Source organism: Sphingomonas sp. A2-49 (assembly GCF_025548555.1).
In the GTDB taxonomy this organism is placed as follows: Bacteria; Pseudomonadota; Alphaproteobacteria; order Sphingomonadales; family Sphingomonadaceae; genus Sphingomonas.
Window position 1 is genome coordinate 20,800 of the sequence record NZ_JAJLPA010000019.1, and the last position, 16,896, is coordinate 37,695.

Below are 16,896 nucleotides of genomic sequence, written 5' to 3' on the forward strand. Positions count from 1 at the left end.
GGATCAACCATCAAAGGACAAATCAATGGCGGATACCTTCAACACCCTGACGCTGACGCTGGACGACGGCGACGTCACCATCAAGCTGCGTCCCGACCTGGCGCCCGAGCATGTCGCCCGCATCGGGGAGCTCGCCAACGAGGGCTTCTACGACGGCGTGCCCTTCCACCGCGTGATCCCGGGCTTCATGGCGCAGGGCGGCGACGGCGGCCGGGGCGATGGCACCGGCGGGTCGAGCAAGCCCAACCTGAAGCAGGAATTTTCCAAGGAGCCGCACGTGCGCGGCGTGTGTTCGATGGCACGGACCAGCGATCCCAACTCGGCGAACAGCCAGTTCTTCATCGTCTTCGACGACGCGCGCTTCCTCGACAACCAATATACGGTGTGGGGCGAGGTGACGTCGGGCATGGAGCTGATCGATGCGCTGCCCAAGGGCGAGCCGCCGCGCGCGCCGGGCAAGATCGTCAAGGCGAAGGCGGAGTAAGACCGCCACGACCGGGTGGGCGCCGCCTCTGTCGAGGCGACGCCCGTCGGGTCGACTGACGATCGCGGATACGCGGGATGGTGCCCCGCGGACCGGTCGGCGACGATCAGCTGGCCGTCATGTTCGACGAAACGTTGTTGAACGTTTGCGACAGCTTGGTACCCAGCCCTTGCATGGCGGCAATGGCAGCGACCGAAATGAGCGCGGCGATCAGTCCGTATTCGATCGCGGTCGCGCCGCGGATGTTCTTTGCGATGGTGCGGATGTGCATCAGCATGTTATGTCCTCCCGTGTGACAACTGCGATCTACGGGACGGATCCCTGCCAATGTCTTAAACAGGTCCATAACAGACTAACTTTGTGGCGCGGATGGGCGCGACCGATTGATTCGACGGCTAAAGAATCTCGATCGTCCGGATCAGCCAGTCGTGGAACATACGCACCGGACGCTGTTGCAGCGCGCGGGGACGGCAGACGAACCAATAGCTGTAGGGGCTCTCGACCTCGATATCGAAGAGCCGGACGAGCCGTGGGTCGCGTGCATCCTGGAAATGGCTTTCGTGCATGAAGGCGACGCCCAGTCCCTGCGCCGCCGCCTCCAGCATCAGCGCGCCCGAATCGAAATAGTCGATCGCCAGCGGCTCGACGTCGTCCACCCCGGCCGATTCGCGCCACGCGGTGAAGGTGTCGGGCATCTCGCGGTGGATCAGCGCCGTCAGTTCCGCCAGCTGTGCGGGGCGCGTCACCGGATCGGGCCCGTCGAGCAGCGTTTTCGCGCCGATGACATAGACCGAATTGCGATCGAGCCGCTTGGCGTACAGCGTCGGATCGATCTCGCGCGACAGCGCGATGACCGCGTCGAGGCCTTCACCCAGCCGCGCGACGCCATGGCCCGCGGTGTCGATGTCGAGGTGCAGTTCGGGATGCGCCGCGCGCAACTCGCCCAGCCGGGGAAACAGCCGCTGCGAGGCGAACAGCGGCAGGATGCCGAGCCGCAGCCGCAGCACCTCGACGGTGCCGGTCATCGCCTCCACCGCATCGGACAGGCTGTCGAGCACCGGCGCGATCTGCGCGAGCAGCCGTTCGCCGTCCGAGTTGAGTACCATCGCCTGATGCCGCCGCTCGAACAGCGGCCGGTCGATGAAGCGTTCCAGCGATTGCACACGGCGGCTGAGCGCGGGCGCGGACAGCGCGAGCTCGGTTGCGGCGGCCTTGACCGATCCCAGCCGCGCGACCTGCACGAAGGCCTCGATCGCGCCGAGCGGCGGCAGTCTGCGCATGACGATCCTCCTCCCTCTGCCCGGTCAGGCGATTGCAACTTCTGCAATCGTATCGCATCTTTTCGCACTTGCAACATAAAGCTGCCGGCGACAAAAAGGGCGTGCCTTTCAGGCATCCTCTCCTAAAACTTTCACGGGCCGGCGCTTTTGCGCTGGCCCTTTTTTTGTCTCCCGGCGCTTCTGCGCCGGCCCTTTTTCCATCTCCCGGCGCTGCTCCGCCGGCCCGTTTTTTGTCCCGGCTCCGATGGCGACCACTCTCGCACAGCTGGAACCGGCTTCCTATCTCGCGCGCTTCGAAGGTTCTTCGAGGAACGGATTTTGATGGCCGACAGCGATACCCCCACCCGCAAGATCCAGGTGGCGAACAGCCGTCCGGAGGATTCCGGCCGCGGCCTCGCGCACCTGCCGCGCAGCCTGATGGCGGCGCTGGGCGTGGGCGAGGGCGACGTGATCGAGATCGTCGGCAAACAGTCGACCCCCGCCCGCTGCGTCGGTCCCTATCCCGAGGACGAGGGGATCGAGGTGCTGCGCATCGACGGCCTGCAACGCGCCAACGCCGGCGTCGGCGCGGGCGATTTCGTCGAGGTCCGCGCGGTCGAATCGAAGCCCGCGACGCGCGTCGTCTTCGCGCCGGCGCAGGCGAACCTGCGGCTGCAGGGGCAACCGCAGGCGTTGAAGCGCACCTTCTTCGGGCGGCCGCTCTGCCAGGGCGACGTCGTCGCGACCGCCGGGCACCAGCGCGTCGGCAATATGCCGCCGGGCATCCAGCAGTTCATGAACGCCCCCGCCTATGCGTTGCAGGAGATCCGGCTGGTCGTCGTCTCGGCGAGCCCCAAGGGCATCGTCCATATCGACGAGAATACCGAGATCGAGCTGCGCCCCGAATATGAGGAGCCGACGCAGCGCCGCGCCGACGTAACCTATGACGACATCGGCGGCATGGGCCAGACGATCGACCAGCTGCGCGAGATGGTCGAATTGCCGCTGCGCTACCCCGAACTGTTCCAGCGGCTGGGCGTCGATCCGCCCAAGGGGCTGCTGCTCTACGGCCCGCCGGGCACCGGCAAGACCCGGCTGGCGCGCGCGGTCGCCAACGAATCCGACGCGTCCTTCTTCCTCATCAACGGTCCCGAGATCATGGGATCGGCCTATGGCGAATCGGAAGGCCGCCTGCGCGAGATCTTCGAGGAGGCGGCGAAGTCGGCGCCCTCGATCGTTTTCATCGACGAGATCGATTCGATCGCCCCCAAGCGCGGCAACGTGCAGGGCGAGGCGGAAAAGCGCGTCGTCGCGCAGCTGCTGACGCTGATGGACGGGCTCGAATCGCGCGCCAACCTGGTCGTGATCGCCGCGACCAACCGGCCGGAGGCGATCGACGAGGCGCTGCGCCGGCCGGGCCGCTTCGATCGCGAGATCGTCGTCGGCGTGCCCGACGAGCGCGGGCGGCGCGAAATCCTGGGCATCCACACCCGCGGGATGCCGCTGGGCGACCATGTCGACCTCGCCGAGCTGGCGCGCACGACCTATGGGTTCGTCGGCGCCGACCTCGCCGCGCTGACCCGCGAGGCGGCGATCGAGGCGGTGCGGCGGATCATGCCGCAGCTCAATCTCGAGGAGCGGACGGTACCGCCCGAGGTGCTCGACACGCTGTCGGTGACGCGCGAGGATTTCCTGGGTGCGCTAAAGCGCGTCCAGCCGAGCGCGATGCGCGAGGTGATGGTCGAGGCGCCCCGCGTCCGCTGGGAGGATGTCGGCGGGCTCGACGCGGCGCAGACCCGGCTCAAGGAAGGCGTCGAGCTGCCGCTGAAGGATCCGGACGCCTTCCGCCGGCTGGGGATTCGCCCGGCGAAGGGGTTCCTGCTCTACGGACCGCCCGGCACCGGCAAGACGCTGCTGGCGAAGGCGGTGGCGCGCGAGGCGGAGGCGAATTTCATCGCGACCAAATCGTCCGACCTGCTGAGCAAATGGTATGGCGAGAGCGAGCAGCAGATCACGCGGCTGTTCCAGCGGGCGCGGCAGGTCGCGCCCTGCGTGATCTTCATCGACGAACTCGACAGCCTGGTGCCCGCGCGCGGATCGGGCGCCGGCGAGCCGCAAGTGACCGAGCGCGTGGTCAACACGATCCTGGCGGAGATGGACGGGCTGGAAGAATTGCAGTCGGTCGTCGTGATCGGCGCGACCAACCGCCCGAACCTGATCGACCCGGCGCTGCTGCGGCCGGGCCGGTTCGACGAACTGGTCTATGTCGGCGTGCCCGACGAGGCCGGTCGGCGGCGCATCCTCGCGATCCAGACGCAGAAGATGCCGCTGGACGCGGACGTCGACCTCGACGTGGTCGCGCGGCGCACCGACCGGTTCACCGGGGCGGACCTGGAGGACGTGGTGCGGCGGGCGGGCCTCACCGCGCTGCGCCGGTCGTTGCAGTCCGCGGTGGTGACGATGGCGGATTTCGAGACGGCGCTCACCGAATCGCGTGCGAGCGTGACGCCGGAGATGGAGAAGGATTACGAGCAGATCGCCGCGCGGCTGAAGCAGGACGCGGCGGCGATCCAGCCGATCGGCTTCATCTCGCCTGGACAGTTGCAGAGCCGCGGCGGCAAGGCGGACGTATAGGCGCGGTCGGAGAGCGGCGGCGCTTGCCGGCGCAATCCGTCAGCGCTCCCGTTCCGGGCGGGATCCGGGCGTCCGCCGGTCGTGGCGGGGCGCGTCCGGCATTCCTCCCGGACGCGGATAGGGAAGGCCGCGCTTCAGGCGTGGCGGACGCGGTGTTGCGGGACCGCATCGCTCGCCAAGCCCGCTCCGGATCGCGTTACCCCCGCTCGCGCAGGGCGATCCAGGCATAGGCGAACAAGATCGTCAGCGCCGCGGCGGCGGCCAGATAGGGGAGCGGCCTGGCGATTTCGTACAGGCCGACGCCGATCGAGGGGCCGAGCACGAAGCTGGCGCCGTTGACGCTGGTGACCTTGCCCGCCACCGACCCCTGCGCCGCGGCGCCGACCGCGAGGCTGGATCCCGCGGTGAACCCCGGCCGGGTAAAGCCGAAGCCGAGGTTGGCCAGCGCATAGGCGGTGGCGATGCCGTACAGCGACGTCGCGAGCCCGGTCAGCGCCACGCCCGCCGCCGCGAGGACGAGCCCGACCAGCACCAGCCGGCGCGGGCTTAGGCCGAGCAGCGGGATCACGCCCCATTGCACCAGCAGCGCAGCGCCTGCGCCCATCATCAGCACGATCCCGGTCGGTTCCAGCGCCAGCGCGGGCGCGATGGCCAGCCGGTCGATGACGAGGAACCCGATCGCCTGGCTCGTCATCGCCTGCGCATGGCCCATCACCAGCCCGGCGATCATCCAGGCGCGGACGCGCGGGTCGAGATACCCGACATGCTCGACGTGCGGCTGCGTCGCGGCGGTGACGCTGGCACCGGTCGGGGCGCCGCCGATCGACGGATAGGCGGACGAGGCGCCGTGTTCGGGATGCGGCGCGGTCCGGTCGTCGGGCAGCATCAGCCGCACCGTGGTCCACACCGCCACGCCGAACAGCGCGAAGACGAAGGCGGGTCCGGCAAGACCGATCTCGATTCCGCGCACGCTGCCGAGCAGCAGGTAGGGCGCCACCGCCGGGCCGAGGATGGTCCCGAGCCCGAATGCGCTCGCCAGCAGGGTCAGCGCCCGGGTGCGATCCTCGCGGCTCGTTTCGCCGGCAACGAGCGCCTGCACGGCGGGCGGTGCGGCGGACCCGAAGGCGCCGTAGATCAGTCGCCCGGCGATGAAGAGGCCGAACGCCGCGGTGCCGCCGATCCAGCCGTTGATGCCGGCGGCCAGGAACACGCCGCACAGCCCGAGCGACACCGCGAACCCGCCCAGGCCGAGCAGGATCATCGAACGGCGCCCGCGCGTGTCGGACCGGCTGGCCCAGACGGGGGCTGCGATCACCCACAGCAGCGCCGACACCGAAAAGGCCGCCGCCACCGCCCGGTCCGCCACCCCGAGCGATCGGCCGAGCGCCGGCAGGATCGATTGCAGCGCGGTGTTGCCCGCGGCGATCGTCAGCATCACGAGGAACATCAGCGCGAAGCGGCGGTCGATGCCGGCGCCGGGACGGGGGCGGGGGCCCCGTCGCGTGGCGGCATCCCGATCGGCGGCGATGCCGCTCACGCGGCGGTCCAGTCGTAGGCGCGGGTGACGGTGCAGACGATCGCGCGATAGCCGTCGTACCACCGGCCGCGGCCCGCATCGCGGATCGCGCGATGCTCGGGATCGTCGCGCCAGGCGGTGGCTGCGGCCTCGTCCGCCCAATAGCTGACGGTGATGCCCAGCCCGTCTTCGCCCCGCGCGCCGTCGACGCCGCGATAGCCCGGCTGGCGCGCGGCGCGCGCATCCATCGCCGCGGCGGCGGCGGCATAGCCCGCCTCGTCGCGGCCGTTGCGCTGCGATACGAAGATCACCGCGACCTCGCCGACCCGTCGCTCGTGCATCCCATCGTCTCCCTCCGCCGCCCTTCCTAGGCGTGCCGTTCCGCAGGGCAAGCGGGCCGTGCCGCGACGAACCGTCTTGCTTTACGCAACCGCACGTCTTGAAAGACGTTCGGGAAACGTGGCACGGGGAAGTCACCCGCGTGTTCGCGCGGAACGATCACGCGAGAACGACAGGATTCCGATGCCCAGTTCGACCACCGCCGCCCGGCGCCGTACCCGTCCCGCCGGCGTGCCGAGTCCGGTCGCGATGTTCTTCCAGGGGTTCCTGAAGCATCCGGTGATGGTGGGATCGATCATTCCCTCGTCCGACAAGCTGATCCGCAAGATGCTGAGCCCGGTCGACTGGGGCGCGTGCAAGCTGTTCGTCGAATACGGGCCCGGCGTCGGCACCTTCTGCCGCCCGATCCTCGAACGGATGGCGCCCGACGCGACGCTGATCGCGATCGACACCAACGGCGATTTCATCCGCTATCTCGACCATACGATCACCGATTCGCGCTTCGTCGCGGTCGAGGGGTCGGCGGCCGACGTCGAGCGGATCGTGCGCGAACACGGCCACGACCATGCCGATTATGTCCTGTCGGGCCTGCCCTTCTCCACCCTGCCCGCCGGCGTGGGGCCGGCGATCGCATCGGCGACGCATCGCGTCATCCGTCCGGGCGGCGCTTTTCTCGTCTACCAGTTCTCGCCGAAGGTGAAGGACTTCCTGACCCCGCACTTCCAGACGATCGACCACGACATGGAATGGTGGAACGTGCCGCCGGCGCAATTGTACTGGGCCTGGAAGGACTGAGGACCCAAGATCAGAACGGGACAGTTTCTGTCGGTCGCCCTGCGATCCGGTCTTTCAATCGATCGCATACTAGGGTAGCGCGTCCGTTATGGACGCACCGAAGCTCTCGTCGGCCTTGTTTCTGCATGATGCAGCGATTCGGCGCGGCATGGAGCTGATGATCTTCGCGCAGTCCCGCTTCGTGCGCAGTGCCGACGAAAAGCTGGCGGAGATCGGGCTGGGGCGCGCCCATCATCGCGCGATGTATTTCATCGGTCGCAAGCCCGACATCACGGTCGGCGAATTGCTGACGCTGCTCGGCGTCACCAAACAATCGCTCGGCCGGGTGATGAAGGATCTGGTCGACCGCGAACTGGTGCAGATGCGCCACGGCGATCTCGACCGCCGCCATCGCCTGCTGCGGCTGACCGATGCCGGCGTGGTGCTGGAAACGTCGTTGTACGAAGAGCAGCGCGAGAAGATGGCGAAGGCCTATTCGTGCGCGGGGCAGGATGCGGTCGCGGGCTATTGGACCGTATTGGAGGCGCTGATCCCCGAAGCGGCGCGCGTCCACGTCGATGCGCTGGGGCGATAGCGCGCCGCGTTAACCGCTTGCCGGCGCGGCCGGTGCCGCTAGCATAGGTCATCCTTCCTGCCGGAGACACCCATGCGCCATTCCGTCCTGCTCCTGACCACCATCGCCATGCTGTCGGGAGGCGTGCAGGCGCAGGAACGGCAAAAGGCGCCGGCCCGGCCGTCGGGCGGCGATGCCGCGGGCCAGACGACGCCGACGGGCGACATCCCCGCGCAGTTCAGGCTGGTCGATACCGCCAACGATTATATCAAGCGCGAGGTCATGGTCCCGATGCGCGACGGGACGAAGCTGTACACCGTCATCGTCATCCCCAAGGGCGCGACCAACGCCCCGATCGTGCTGACCCGCACGCCCTACAACGCCAAGGCGCGCGCCAGCCGCAGTACCAGCGCGTCGATGCTCGCGACGCTGCCGCTCGCCGACGAGGCGTTCGTGCGCGGCGGCTACATCCGCGTCTATCAGGACGTGCGCGGCAAATACGGGTCGGAGGGCGATTATGTCGTGACCCGGCCGGTGATCGGGCCGCTCAATCCGACGAAGGTCGACCACGTCACCGACGCCTATGACACGATCGACTGGCTGGTGAACAAGGCGAACCTGCCCCAGTCGAACGGCCGCGTCGGCATGATCGGATCGTCCTACGAAGGGTTCACGGTCGTCATGGCGCTGCTCGCGCCGCATCCCGCGCTGAAGGTCGCGGCGCCCGAATCGCCGATGATCGACGGCTGGATGGGCGACGACTGGTTCCATTATGGCGCCTTCCGCCTCGCCAATATCGCATGGCTGGGGGGACAGACCGGTTACAAGGGCGGCGGCACCGTGCCGCCGACCGGCGGCTGGGACGATTACGACAATTTCCGCGAGGTCGGATCGGCGGGCGACTGGGCGAAGAAGTCGGGCTACGACCAACTGCCCTATTGGACGCGGATGTCGCAGCACCCGGCCTATGATGCGTTCTGGCAGGGGCAGGCGCTCGACACGATGCTCGCCGCCAATCCCTCCAACGTGCCGACGATCTGGGAACAGGGATTGTGGGACCAGGAGGATATGTACGGCGCGATCACCAGCTGGGAAGCGCTCAAGGCGAAGGGCAAGATCGGCAACAATTTCCTGGTGATGGGGCCGTGGCGGCACAGCCAGGTCAACCGCGAGGGGCGCAGCCTGGGGCCGTTCCAGTGGAACGGCGACACCGCCGCCCAATTCCGCGAACAGATGGTGCTGCCGCTGTTCGACCAGTATCTGAAGGACGGGCCGGCCGCGAACCTGCCCGCCGCGGCGATCTACAACACCGGCGAGAACCATTGGGATCGCCTCGCCAACTGGCCGCTCGCCTGCGAGACCGGCTGCGCGGCGTCGTTGAAGCCGATCTACCTCCAGGCGGACGGCGGGCTCGGCTTCGCCAAGGGTGCGGCGGGCGGCGACAGCTACGTCTCGGATCCCGCCAAGCCGGTGCCGCACCTGCCGCGGCCGGTCAATTTCAACGACGGCCGCTGGGGCGACTGGCTGGTCAGCGACCAGCGCCACGCCGACGGCCGGCCCGACGTGATGACCTATACGACGCCGGTGCTCACCGCGCCGATGCGCGTGTCGGGCGCGCCGATCGCCGATATCTATGCCGCGACGACCGGCACCGACGGCGATTTCGTGGTGAAGGTGATCGATGTCTTCCCGGCCGAGAATGCGACCGATCCCAAGATGGGCGGATACCAGCTGCCGATCAGCCTCGACATCTTCCGCGGCCGCTATCGCGACAGCTTCGCGAAGCCGTCCGCGATCCCCGCCGGCAAGGTGCAGCATTACAAATTCCGCCTGCCGACGGTGAACCACGTCTTCCAGCCGGGGCACCGGGTGATGGTGCAGGTGCAGTCGAGCCTGTTCCCGCTCTATGACCGCAATCCGCAAACCTATGTGCCCAACATCTTCTTCGCCAGGCCGGGGGATTATCGCAAGGCGACGGTAACGCTGCGCCGCGGCGGCGCGACGCCCAGCGCGGTGCTGCTGCCGGTGGTGCCGGTGGCGCAGCCGCAGGCCCGGTAACCGTCCCGGTAACCGGCCCGGTGACCGTCCCGGTGACCGGCGCCGTCAGTCCGCGGCGCGGGGCAGGGTGACGACGAAGGTCGTGGCCGGTGCCGCGACCCGGTCGATCGTGCCGCCCCCCGCCTCCAGCAGCGATCGCGCGATCGACAGGCCGAGGCCCGTGCCGCCCTCGGCGCGGCGGGTGGTGAAGAAGGGTTCGAACAGGCGGGCGGCGTCGGCGGGCGCGATGCCGGGGCCGTCGTCGGCAACGTGGAGGACGACCGCGGCGCCGATCGTGCCGGTGACCTGCACCCGGCCGGCCCCGGCCTGGCGCGCATTGTCGAACAGCGTCGCCAGCGCGGTCTCGATCGTCGCGGCGGGCAAAGCGACCGGCGGCGGCGTCGCGGCCCACGTCACGGCGATCGCCAGCCCTTCGCCGCGCCATGCGTCGGCGGTGCGGGCGACGACCGGCGCCGGATCGGTCGCATCGTCGGCGGGCGCCGCCATGTCCGCCCGCGCCAGCTCGAGCAGCCGCGTGACGAGCAGCGCCAGCCGGCCGGCGTCGGCGTCGGCATTGGCGAGGAAGCGGCGGCGGTCCGCCGCGGCCATGTCGGGATGGTCCTGCATCAGCTCGATCGCGCCGCGGATGCCGGCCAGCGGCGTCTTGAATTCGTGGCTGACCGCATAAGCGAAATCGCGCAGGTAGCGGGACCGGTGGTCGATCGCGGCGGTCATCGCCGCGAAATCGGCGTAGAGGCCCTGGATCTCGACCGCGGCGGTCGGCGGCACCTCGGGGACGCTGCCGCGGCCGCTCGCGACCGCCCGCGTTGCCTGGCCCAGCCGTTCGATCGGCCGCGTCACCCCGCGCGAGATCACGCCGCTCAGCACGACGAGCAACGCGAAGATCGCGGCGATGCCAATCGCGATCTTGCCGCGATCCTCGTACAATCCGCGGAACAGGGCGCGCGCGGATCGCGACAGCAGCAGCACGCCGACGACGCGCCCGCCGACGACGATCGGCCGGGCGTGGTGGACGCGGATCGCGGCGGCGCGCGACAGCCATTCGAAGCGATAGACCGCCCGATAGGCGCCGTTGCGGCGCAGCACCGTCTGCGGTCGGCCGTGCAACGCCGCCGCGACCTCGGGCAGGGCGGCATAGCTGCCACCGGTCGCGCCCGTCCCGACGATCGTGCCGCGCGCATCGAGCAGCCGGATCCCCGCCAGCGTCGTCATCCGCGTCGCGCGCAGGATCGGCGCCAGCCGCGGCGCGGCGGCGACGGCATCGGGTGCCACGGCCTGCGCCCGCGCCGGCGCCGGCCGCTCGGGCAGGATCGGCGTCAGGCTGAGGTCGACGCCGTCGTCCGGCGGCACCGGCTGCCGTGGATAAAGCGCGCCGCCGGTCGCGCCCGGCCATTGCGCCGCGGTTGCGGCAGCGAGCGCGGCCCCTTGCGCGACCAGCTCCGCCTCGGTCTGGCGGACGAGCGTGTTTTCATAGACGCGCAGGAACACCGCGCCGAACCCCGGCAGCGCCGCGACGAGGAACAGCGTCGCGAACAGGATCGTGCGTAACCGCAGCCGCGGCCAGTGCCGCCGCACCCAGGGTCGCAGGGCGGCGATCATCCCTCGCCGCAGGCGCCCAGGCGATAGCCGATGCCGGGTCGCGTCTCGATCAGGTCGCCGCCGCCGGCAGCGGCGAACTTGTGGCGCAGGTTGCGGATGTGGCTGTCGATCGTCCGGTCGGTGATCGCGAAACCGGGACCGTGCAGCCGGTCGATGATCGCGTCCCGGCTGAACACCTTGGCCGGCATCGACGCGAGCAGCCGCAGGATCGAGAATTCGGTGACGGTCAGCCCCACCTCCGCCCCGCCCCACAGCGCGCGCCAGCCGTCGAGGTCGAGCCGCAGCCGGCCGTGCTCGAGCCCGCGGCCATCCTCGATCGCGGGCGGGCGCGCGGCGGTGCGGCGCAGGATCGCCATCACCCGCGCCACCACCTCGCGCGGGGAAAACGGCTTTGTGACGTAATCGTCCGCGCCCAGCTCGATGCCGAGCACGCGATCGATCTCGTCGTCCCGGCTCGACAGGAACAGGATCGGCACGTCGCCGTCCGCGCGCAGCCGGCGGCAGACCTCCAGCCCGTCCATCCGCGGCATGTTGATGTCGAGGATGACGAGACTGGGGCGATGCGCGCCGGCGAGCGCCAGCCCCGCCTCGCCATCGCCCGCCTCGATCGTGTCGAGTCCGGCCTTTTGCAGCGCGAAGACGAGCAGCTGGCGGATATGGGGGTCGTCGTCGACGATCAGGACGGTGCGCGGCATCGGACACAGGATCATCGTTGCGCTCCGTTCGTCAACCGCGTTGCGGGCGGGGGGACGATGCGGCCGTCGCAGCCGCGACCATCGGGCGCCGGGCGCAGCCGCTGCGGCTCGGCGCCGACCATCGCGCCCGCCTGGCCGAGGCGGCGGGCATCGCGCGCCGTCCAGCCGCGCCAGTCGCGCTGCGTTTCGAGCATGCCCGCCTGCGTCTGCCAGCGCAGGAAGGCGATGCGGTCGCGAACTGTCGCGTCCTTCGCATGGCGTTCGAGCCGCGCCAGTGCCACCAGCCCCTGCGGCCCGAGTCGGGCCAGATAGCACAGGTCGAGCGGCGGCCCCGCCCGGCCCTGCGCCAGCGCGACGTGCACATTCCATGCCGCGGCGCTCGCGCCGAGGTCGACGATGCTCGCCCCGCCGAGCACCAGCGCGGCGCTAAGCGCGTTGGCGTTGACGAGCCACGCCGCCGATCGCGCGCGCAGCAGACGCCAGAGGATCAGTGCGAGGCCGATCCCCACCAGCGCCATCCACGCCATCGCCGCGAGGCGCAGCGTCGTCAGCGAATAGGCCGCGACGTAATCGACCAGCCGCAGCGCGCTGGAGGCGACGAGCAGCAGGTTCTGCGCGATCCAGACGGTGACCAGCCGGCGGATCGCGGGGCTCGCCGCGGCGGCGCTGCCGGGGCGCAGCGTCGCGAGCACGAACACGCCGGCGAGCAGCGCGGTGACGATCAGCGCATAGGCGCCGCGATGCGCATAGTCCGCCATCGTGACCCCGGCGGGCAGCCCCGCGCCGCTCCACAGGAAAGCGAGGTCGAGCACGTTCTGCACCGCGAAGATCGCGTTGAACGTCGCCAGCGACAGCACCAGCGTCGTCGTCCCCGGCATGATGCGTATGACCGGATCGAGCGCGTCACCCGGCGTGGCGACGGGCAGGCGCGGGCGCAGCGTCGCCCAGATGGCGGTGAACACGATCCCGCCGATCGCGACCCGCCAGATCGTCGTGCCGAGATCGGGCAGCACCATCGTCGCAAGCGCGCGATCGATCAGCGGGTTGGCACTGGCGAACAGCGTCAGGAACAGGCCGCCGCCGACCACCGGCAGCACCAGCATCGCGGCGATCGCGCGCGGCCCCGCGGTTTCGCCATGCTTCCGGCGCCGCGCGGCGCCGGCCCAGGCAAGGTCGCGCCACAGCCGCGGCACCGCGGACAGCGCATGCCGGACCAGCCGCGGCACCCAGCGCAGCGCATGGTCGAAACTGCGGTGCGGCAGCAGCGTCGCCAGCGAGAGCGCGATCGCGAACAGCAGCAGCGCAAGCGGGTTGGGATCGTCGACCAGCACCATGGCATAGCCCGCCGCCGCCAGCGCCGCGATCCGCGACGGCCCGTGCCGCAGCACGACCGGCCGGGTCGATACCAGCGCCACGATCGCGGCCAGCGCCAGCAGCCCGAGCACGCTGCCGATCGCGCTGTCGGGATCAAAGATCGTTTCCGCGATCCCCACCACCCCTGCCGCCGCCGCGACCTTTGCGGCGAGCGGCATCGCCGTGCCCGTTCGTGTCATGTCCCTGCCTCCATGTCCGGAAGCGTCGGTGATGACGTGGCGTGATCGAGTGGTGGCGGCATCCCCCGCCCGGACGTGGCGGGTATTCGGTGCAGATCCGGTGCAGCCTATCCCTCGCGCGCAGCGCGGCGGGCCGATCCGTCGCGCAGCGCCCAGCGGAGCACCGATCCGATGCCGGCCATCCCCGCCCGCACCGCCGGCCGGGCGACCGCGGGCCGGTCGAGCCCGTGCATGCGCGCCGCCCACGCCGGCAGCAGGTCGATCCCGCCCTCCATCAGCACCGTCTGCGCCGGCGCCATCGCACGGCTCGACGGCGGCTGGCGCAGCAGCGCGCGCGCGACCTCGCGGGTGCGGTGATCGGCGCGCAGGCGCGGCCGGATCGCGGCCAGATAGGCGTCGACCGCTGCGACCGATTTCGGCACCGCGGTGGCGCCGAGCCGTTCGGCCACCACCGCATATTCGGCGAGGTAGCGGTCCTGTTCCGCCACCGGATAGGCGGGGTCGCGATAGCGGCGATGCGCGGCGAGGAAGCTCGCGACCTCGGCGACATGGACCCAGGTCAGCAGCTCGGGATCGTTGGCACTGTATGGCGTGCCGTCGGGCAGCGTGCCGGCGACGCGATCGTGGATCGTGCGCACCCGGTCGATCAGCGATTCGGCGGTGGCGGTCGCGCCATAGGTCGTGCCCGAGATGAATTGCGCCGTCCGCCGCAGCCGGCCGAGCATGTCGCGGTGGAAGCTGGAATGGTCCCACACGCCGGCAAGCGCGCCGGGGTGCAGCATCTGGAGCAGCAGCGCCGCGACTCCGCCCGCCATCATCGCGGTGAAATCGCCGTGAACGACCCAAGCGGCCGATCCCGGCCCGAACAGCCCGTCGTCGCCCGGCGGCCGCGTGAGGTCGACCGTGCCGTCGCCGAATCCGACCAGCCGATGCACCTGTCCCTGGATCGTGTCGCGAAGATCGCCCATGCTGCCAATCTCGTATAGGTCGGTATGGAACCACCGAGGGGAGACGAAGGATGCGCCTGGCAGTATCGATGATCGCGGCAGCGGCGATGACCACCGCGGTGCTGGCGCAGGACAGGGCGGCGCCGGCGGGCCCGGCGATCACCCGGGCGCTCGCCGATCCCGACCGCGCCGACCAGGCCGGCGACGACACCCGGCGCGCGGCGGCGGCCGTGCTCGCCTTTTCGGGGGTGAAGCCGGGCGACACGGTGGTCGATTACCTGCCGGGCAGCGGCTATTGGACGCGCATCTTCACCGGCATCGTCGGCGCGAAGGGCAAGGTCTATGCGCTGTGGCCCGCCGCGGGCGCGAAATACGCCGAAAAGAGCCTGCCGGCGTTGCAGGCGCGGGGCCTCGCCAACGTGACGGCACAGGTGCAACCGACCAACCTGCCGACCGCGCCTGCGCCGGTCGACCTGTTCTGGACGGTGCAGAACTATCACGACATTCCCAACAAGGGCGCGGGCGAACCGGCGCTGCGCGCGTTCGACGCGGCGGTGTTCAAGCTGCTGAAGAAGGGCGGGACGTATGTCGTGATCGACCATGCGGATGCGCCCGGCACCGGCCTGACGGGCACCGAGACGCGGCACCGCATCGATCCGGCGGCGGTGCGCAGCCAGGTCGAGGCGGCGGGGTTCCGGTTCGCCGGTGCCAGCAAGGTGCTCGCCAATCCGGCGGACGATCACGGCAAGAACGTCTTCGACCCGGCGATCCGTGGCAGGACCGACCAGTTCGTGCTCAAGTTCCGCAAGCCCTAGGCGGCGGGCGCTCCCGAACCGGACCCGCATCCGCGCGCGCGCGTTGGGGCGGGAGATTCGGGAGAAATGCCAATGCCGTCCGTGACCCAGACCCTCGCCGCCGGTGTAGCCGGCGGGTTGATCGCCAGCCTGGCGATGGACCTGTTCCAGAAAGCGGCGGCGCCGGCGTTCGGCCAGGGCGGTAGCAACGACGATCCCGCCACGGTGAAGGCGGCGGACAGCGCCAAGGCGCTGGTCGGTGCGACCCCGGTGACCCAGAAGCATCGCGAAAAGGCGGGCGTGCTGGTCCATTACGCCACCGGCGCGGCGCTCGGCGCGGGCTATGCGCTGGCGGTGCGGCGCTGGCCGGCGGTGGGCACCGGGTTCGGGCTGGCGTTCGGGCTGGCCACCGCGACGGTGCTTGACGATGCGGTGGTGCCCGCGATGGGCTGGGGTCCGTCACCCGTCGACACGCCGCCGGCGACGCATGCCTATGGCCTCGCCAGCCACGCGGTATTCGGTCTGGCACTCGAGGGCACGCGCCGCGCGGCGGCGGCGCTGTAAAGGCCGGCCGTCGCGCGAGCCGTCATCGCGGGCGGCGACCGGCCGGCGCCGCGAAACGCGGTCAGATCGCCGCGCGCAGCGTCGCGCGGACGCCGTGGTCGCGCGGCTCGTATTCGACGATTGTCTGGAGGCTCTGCGCCATCGCCCGAATGAGCTTGGTGCCGAGGCCGGTGCCCTTCGGCGCCGCGGCTTCCGGCATGCCGCAGCCGTCGTCCTCGACCGCGAGCAGGAACAGGTCGGTGCCTTCCAGCGCCAGCATCACCCGGATCTCGCCGCCGGTGCCGGTCGGATAGGCGTATTTGCAGGCATTGGTGACGAGTTCGGTCACGATCACGCCCAGCGACACCGCCTTGTCGGTCGACAGGCGGATCGGTTCGGCGGCGAGGCGCAGCGCGTGCGGTGCGGCGTCGGACGACAGCGTCGCGGCCAGTTCCTCGATCAGCGACCCCAGGTAATCGCGCATGTCGACGCTCTCGACGTCGCTCGCCGAATAGAGGCGGCGATGAACCTGTGCGATCGCGCCGATCCGCCGTTGCGTGTCGTCGAGCGCAGCGCGCGCGGCCGGATCGGCGAGCGCGCCGGCCTGCAACCGCACCATCGCCGACACCAGTTGCAGCGAATTGGCGACGCGGTGGTTCACTTCGCCCAGCAGCGCCTCGAGCCGCGCGTTGCTGGCGCGCAGATCCTCTTCGGCGCGCGCCTTCTCCTGCGCCAGCCGGCTGCGGTCGAGCACCTGACCGAAGCTTGCCGCGAGCAGGTCGAAGAAGTCCTCGCCCACCGTCTTGACGACATAGTCCGCGGCGCCCGCCTTCAGCGCGGCGACCGCGATGCGGCCCTCGTCCGATCCGGTGACATAGACGACCGGCGGCGGCGAGGGCAGCGCGCTCAGCCGTTCCAGCGTCTCCAGCCCGTCCATGCCCGGCATGTAATGGTCGACCGCGACCAGATCGAACGGCTGCGACGCCGCGAGCACGACGCCCTCCGCACCGCTTTCCGCCATCGTCACGCGATAGCCGCGGCGGGTCAGCGCGCGCGCGGCGAGCCGGCGGATGCCGTCGTCGTCGTCGATGTACAGAACGCTCGGTGGGGCGGGGGCGTCGGTCAGG

General features: G+C 70.3%; 16 protein-coding genes. 7 read left to right on the plus strand and 9 right to left on the minus strand.

The genetic code is table 11. The features are described from left to right. The first annotated feature begins 25 nt into the window (after positions 1 to 25). Positions 26 to 484, plus strand: a complete 459-nt coding sequence (locus tag LPN01_RS14110; protein ID WP_262829057.1) for a peptidylprolyl isomerase — start codon at positions 26 to 28, stop codon at positions 482 to 484. A gap of 106 nt (positions 485 to 590) precedes the next feature. On the opposite strand, the gene LPN01_RS14115 is transcribed toward LPN01_RS14110, so the two are convergent. Then, on the minus strand, positions 591 to 758 hold the full coding sequence (locus LPN01_RS14115; protein WP_262829111.1) for a Flp family type IVb pilin: 168 nt from the start codon (positions 756 to 758) through the stop codon (positions 591 to 593). 121 nt (positions 759 to 879) lie between these two features. Continuing rightward, positions 880 to 1,764, minus strand: a complete 885-nt coding sequence (locus tag LPN01_RS14120; RefSeq protein ID WP_262829058.1) for a LysR substrate-binding domain-containing protein — start codon at positions 1,762 to 1,764, stop codon at positions 880 to 882. 321 nt (positions 1,765 to 2,085) lie between these two features. On the opposite strand from LPN01_RS14120, the gene LPN01_RS14125 reads away from it, so the two are divergent. Next, complete coding sequence (locus tag LPN01_RS14125) at positions 2,086 to 4,377, plus strand: CDC48 family AAA ATPase (protein WP_262829059.1); 2,292 nt, start codon at positions 2,086 to 2,088, stop codon at positions 4,375 to 4,377. Positions 4,378 to 4,573: 196 nt separating this feature from the next. On the opposite strand, the gene LPN01_RS14130 is transcribed toward LPN01_RS14125, so the two are convergent. Together LPN01_RS14130 and LPN01_RS14135 are read right to left on the minus strand one after the other, a co-directional pair. Then, a complete protein-coding gene (locus LPN01_RS14130; RefSeq protein ID WP_262829112.1) occupies positions 4,574 to 5,824 on the minus strand; it encodes an MFS transporter in 1,251 nt (416 codons plus the stop codon). Positions 5,825 to 5,910: 86 nt separating this feature from the next. Continuing rightward, positions 5,911 to 6,234, minus strand: a complete 324-nt coding sequence (locus LPN01_RS14135; protein WP_262829060.1) for an antibiotic biosynthesis monooxygenase family protein — start codon at positions 6,232 to 6,234, stop codon at positions 5,911 to 5,913. A 181-nt stretch (positions 6,235 to 6,415) separates the two neighbouring features. On the opposite strand from LPN01_RS14135, the gene LPN01_RS14140 reads away from it, so the two are divergent. From LPN01_RS14140 to LPN01_RS14150, 3 genes are all read left to right on the plus strand, one after another. After that, on the plus strand, positions 6,416 to 7,027 hold the full coding sequence (locus LPN01_RS14140; protein ID WP_262829061.1) for a class I SAM-dependent methyltransferase: 612 nt from the start codon (positions 6,416 to 6,418) through the stop codon (positions 7,025 to 7,027). A gap of 88 nt (positions 7,028 to 7,115) precedes the next feature. Beyond that, positions 7,116 to 7,601, plus strand: coding sequence for a MarR family winged helix-turn-helix transcriptional regulator (locus LPN01_RS14145; RefSeq protein WP_262829062.1), 486 nt, complete (start codon positions 7,116 to 7,118; stop codon positions 7,599 to 7,601). A 72-nt stretch (positions 7,602 to 7,673) separates the two neighbouring features. Then, positions 7,674 to 9,638 carry a CocE/NonD family hydrolase gene (locus LPN01_RS14150; RefSeq protein ID WP_262829063.1) on the plus strand — a complete coding sequence of 655 codons (1,965 nt, stop codon included), beginning with the start codon at positions 7,674 to 7,676 and terminating at the stop codon, positions 9,636 to 9,638. A 45-nt stretch (positions 9,639 to 9,683) separates the two neighbouring features. Here the strand turns inward: LPN01_RS14150 and LPN01_RS14155 are convergent, their stop codons facing one another. The 4 genes from LPN01_RS14155 to LPN01_RS14170 all read right to left on the minus strand — a co-directional run bounded on the left by LPN01_RS14155 (position 9,684) and on the right by LPN01_RS14170 (position 14,453). Continuing rightward, a complete protein-coding gene (locus LPN01_RS14155) occupies positions 9,684 to 11,237 on the minus strand; it encodes a sensor histidine kinase (protein ID WP_262829064.1) in 1,554 nt (517 codons plus the stop codon). After that, positions 11,234 to 11,947: a response regulator transcription factor gene (locus LPN01_RS14160; protein WP_262829065.1), complete on the minus strand. Its 714-nt coding sequence runs from the start codon at positions 11,945 to 11,947 to the stop codon at positions 11,234 to 11,236. The genes LPN01_RS14155 and LPN01_RS14160 overlap by 4 nt, the downstream gene beginning before the upstream one ends. Further along, positions 11,944 to 13,485: a DUF4173 domain-containing protein gene (locus LPN01_RS14165; RefSeq protein ID WP_262829066.1), complete on the minus strand. Its 1,542-nt coding sequence runs from the start codon at positions 13,483 to 13,485 to the stop codon at positions 11,944 to 11,946. The genes LPN01_RS14160 and LPN01_RS14165 overlap by 4 nt, the downstream gene beginning before the upstream one ends. 107 nt (positions 13,486 to 13,592) lie before the next feature. Further along, the gene (locus tag LPN01_RS14170; protein WP_262829067.1) at positions 13,593 to 14,453 is read right to left on the minus strand and encodes an oxygenase MpaB family protein; all 861 of its coding nucleotides are present in this window, start codon (positions 14,451 to 14,453) and stop codon (positions 13,593 to 13,595) included. A gap of 50 nt (positions 14,454 to 14,503) precedes the next feature. Here LPN01_RS14170 and LPN01_RS14175 point away from each other — a divergent pair, with 50 nt between their 5' ends. Both LPN01_RS14175 and LPN01_RS14180 read left to right on the plus strand, forming a co-directional pair. Continuing rightward, positions 14,504 to 15,247: a class I SAM-dependent methyltransferase gene (locus LPN01_RS14175; protein WP_262829068.1), complete on the plus strand. Its 744-nt coding sequence runs from the start codon at positions 14,504 to 14,506 to the stop codon at positions 15,245 to 15,247. 72 nt (positions 15,248 to 15,319) lie between these two features. Continuing rightward, on the plus strand, positions 15,320 to 15,790 hold the full coding sequence (locus LPN01_RS14180; RefSeq protein ID WP_262829069.1) for a DUF1440 domain-containing protein: 471 nt from the start codon (positions 15,320 to 15,322) through the stop codon (positions 15,788 to 15,790). Between the two features lie 61 nt (positions 15,791 to 15,851). Here LPN01_RS14180 and LPN01_RS14185 read toward each other — a convergent pair whose 3' ends face one another. Next, a complete protein-coding gene (locus LPN01_RS14185; protein WP_262829113.1) occupies positions 15,852 to 16,895 on the minus strand; it encodes a sensor histidine kinase in 1,044 nt (347 codons plus the stop codon). Between the last annotated feature and the right edge of the window lies 1 nt (position 16,896).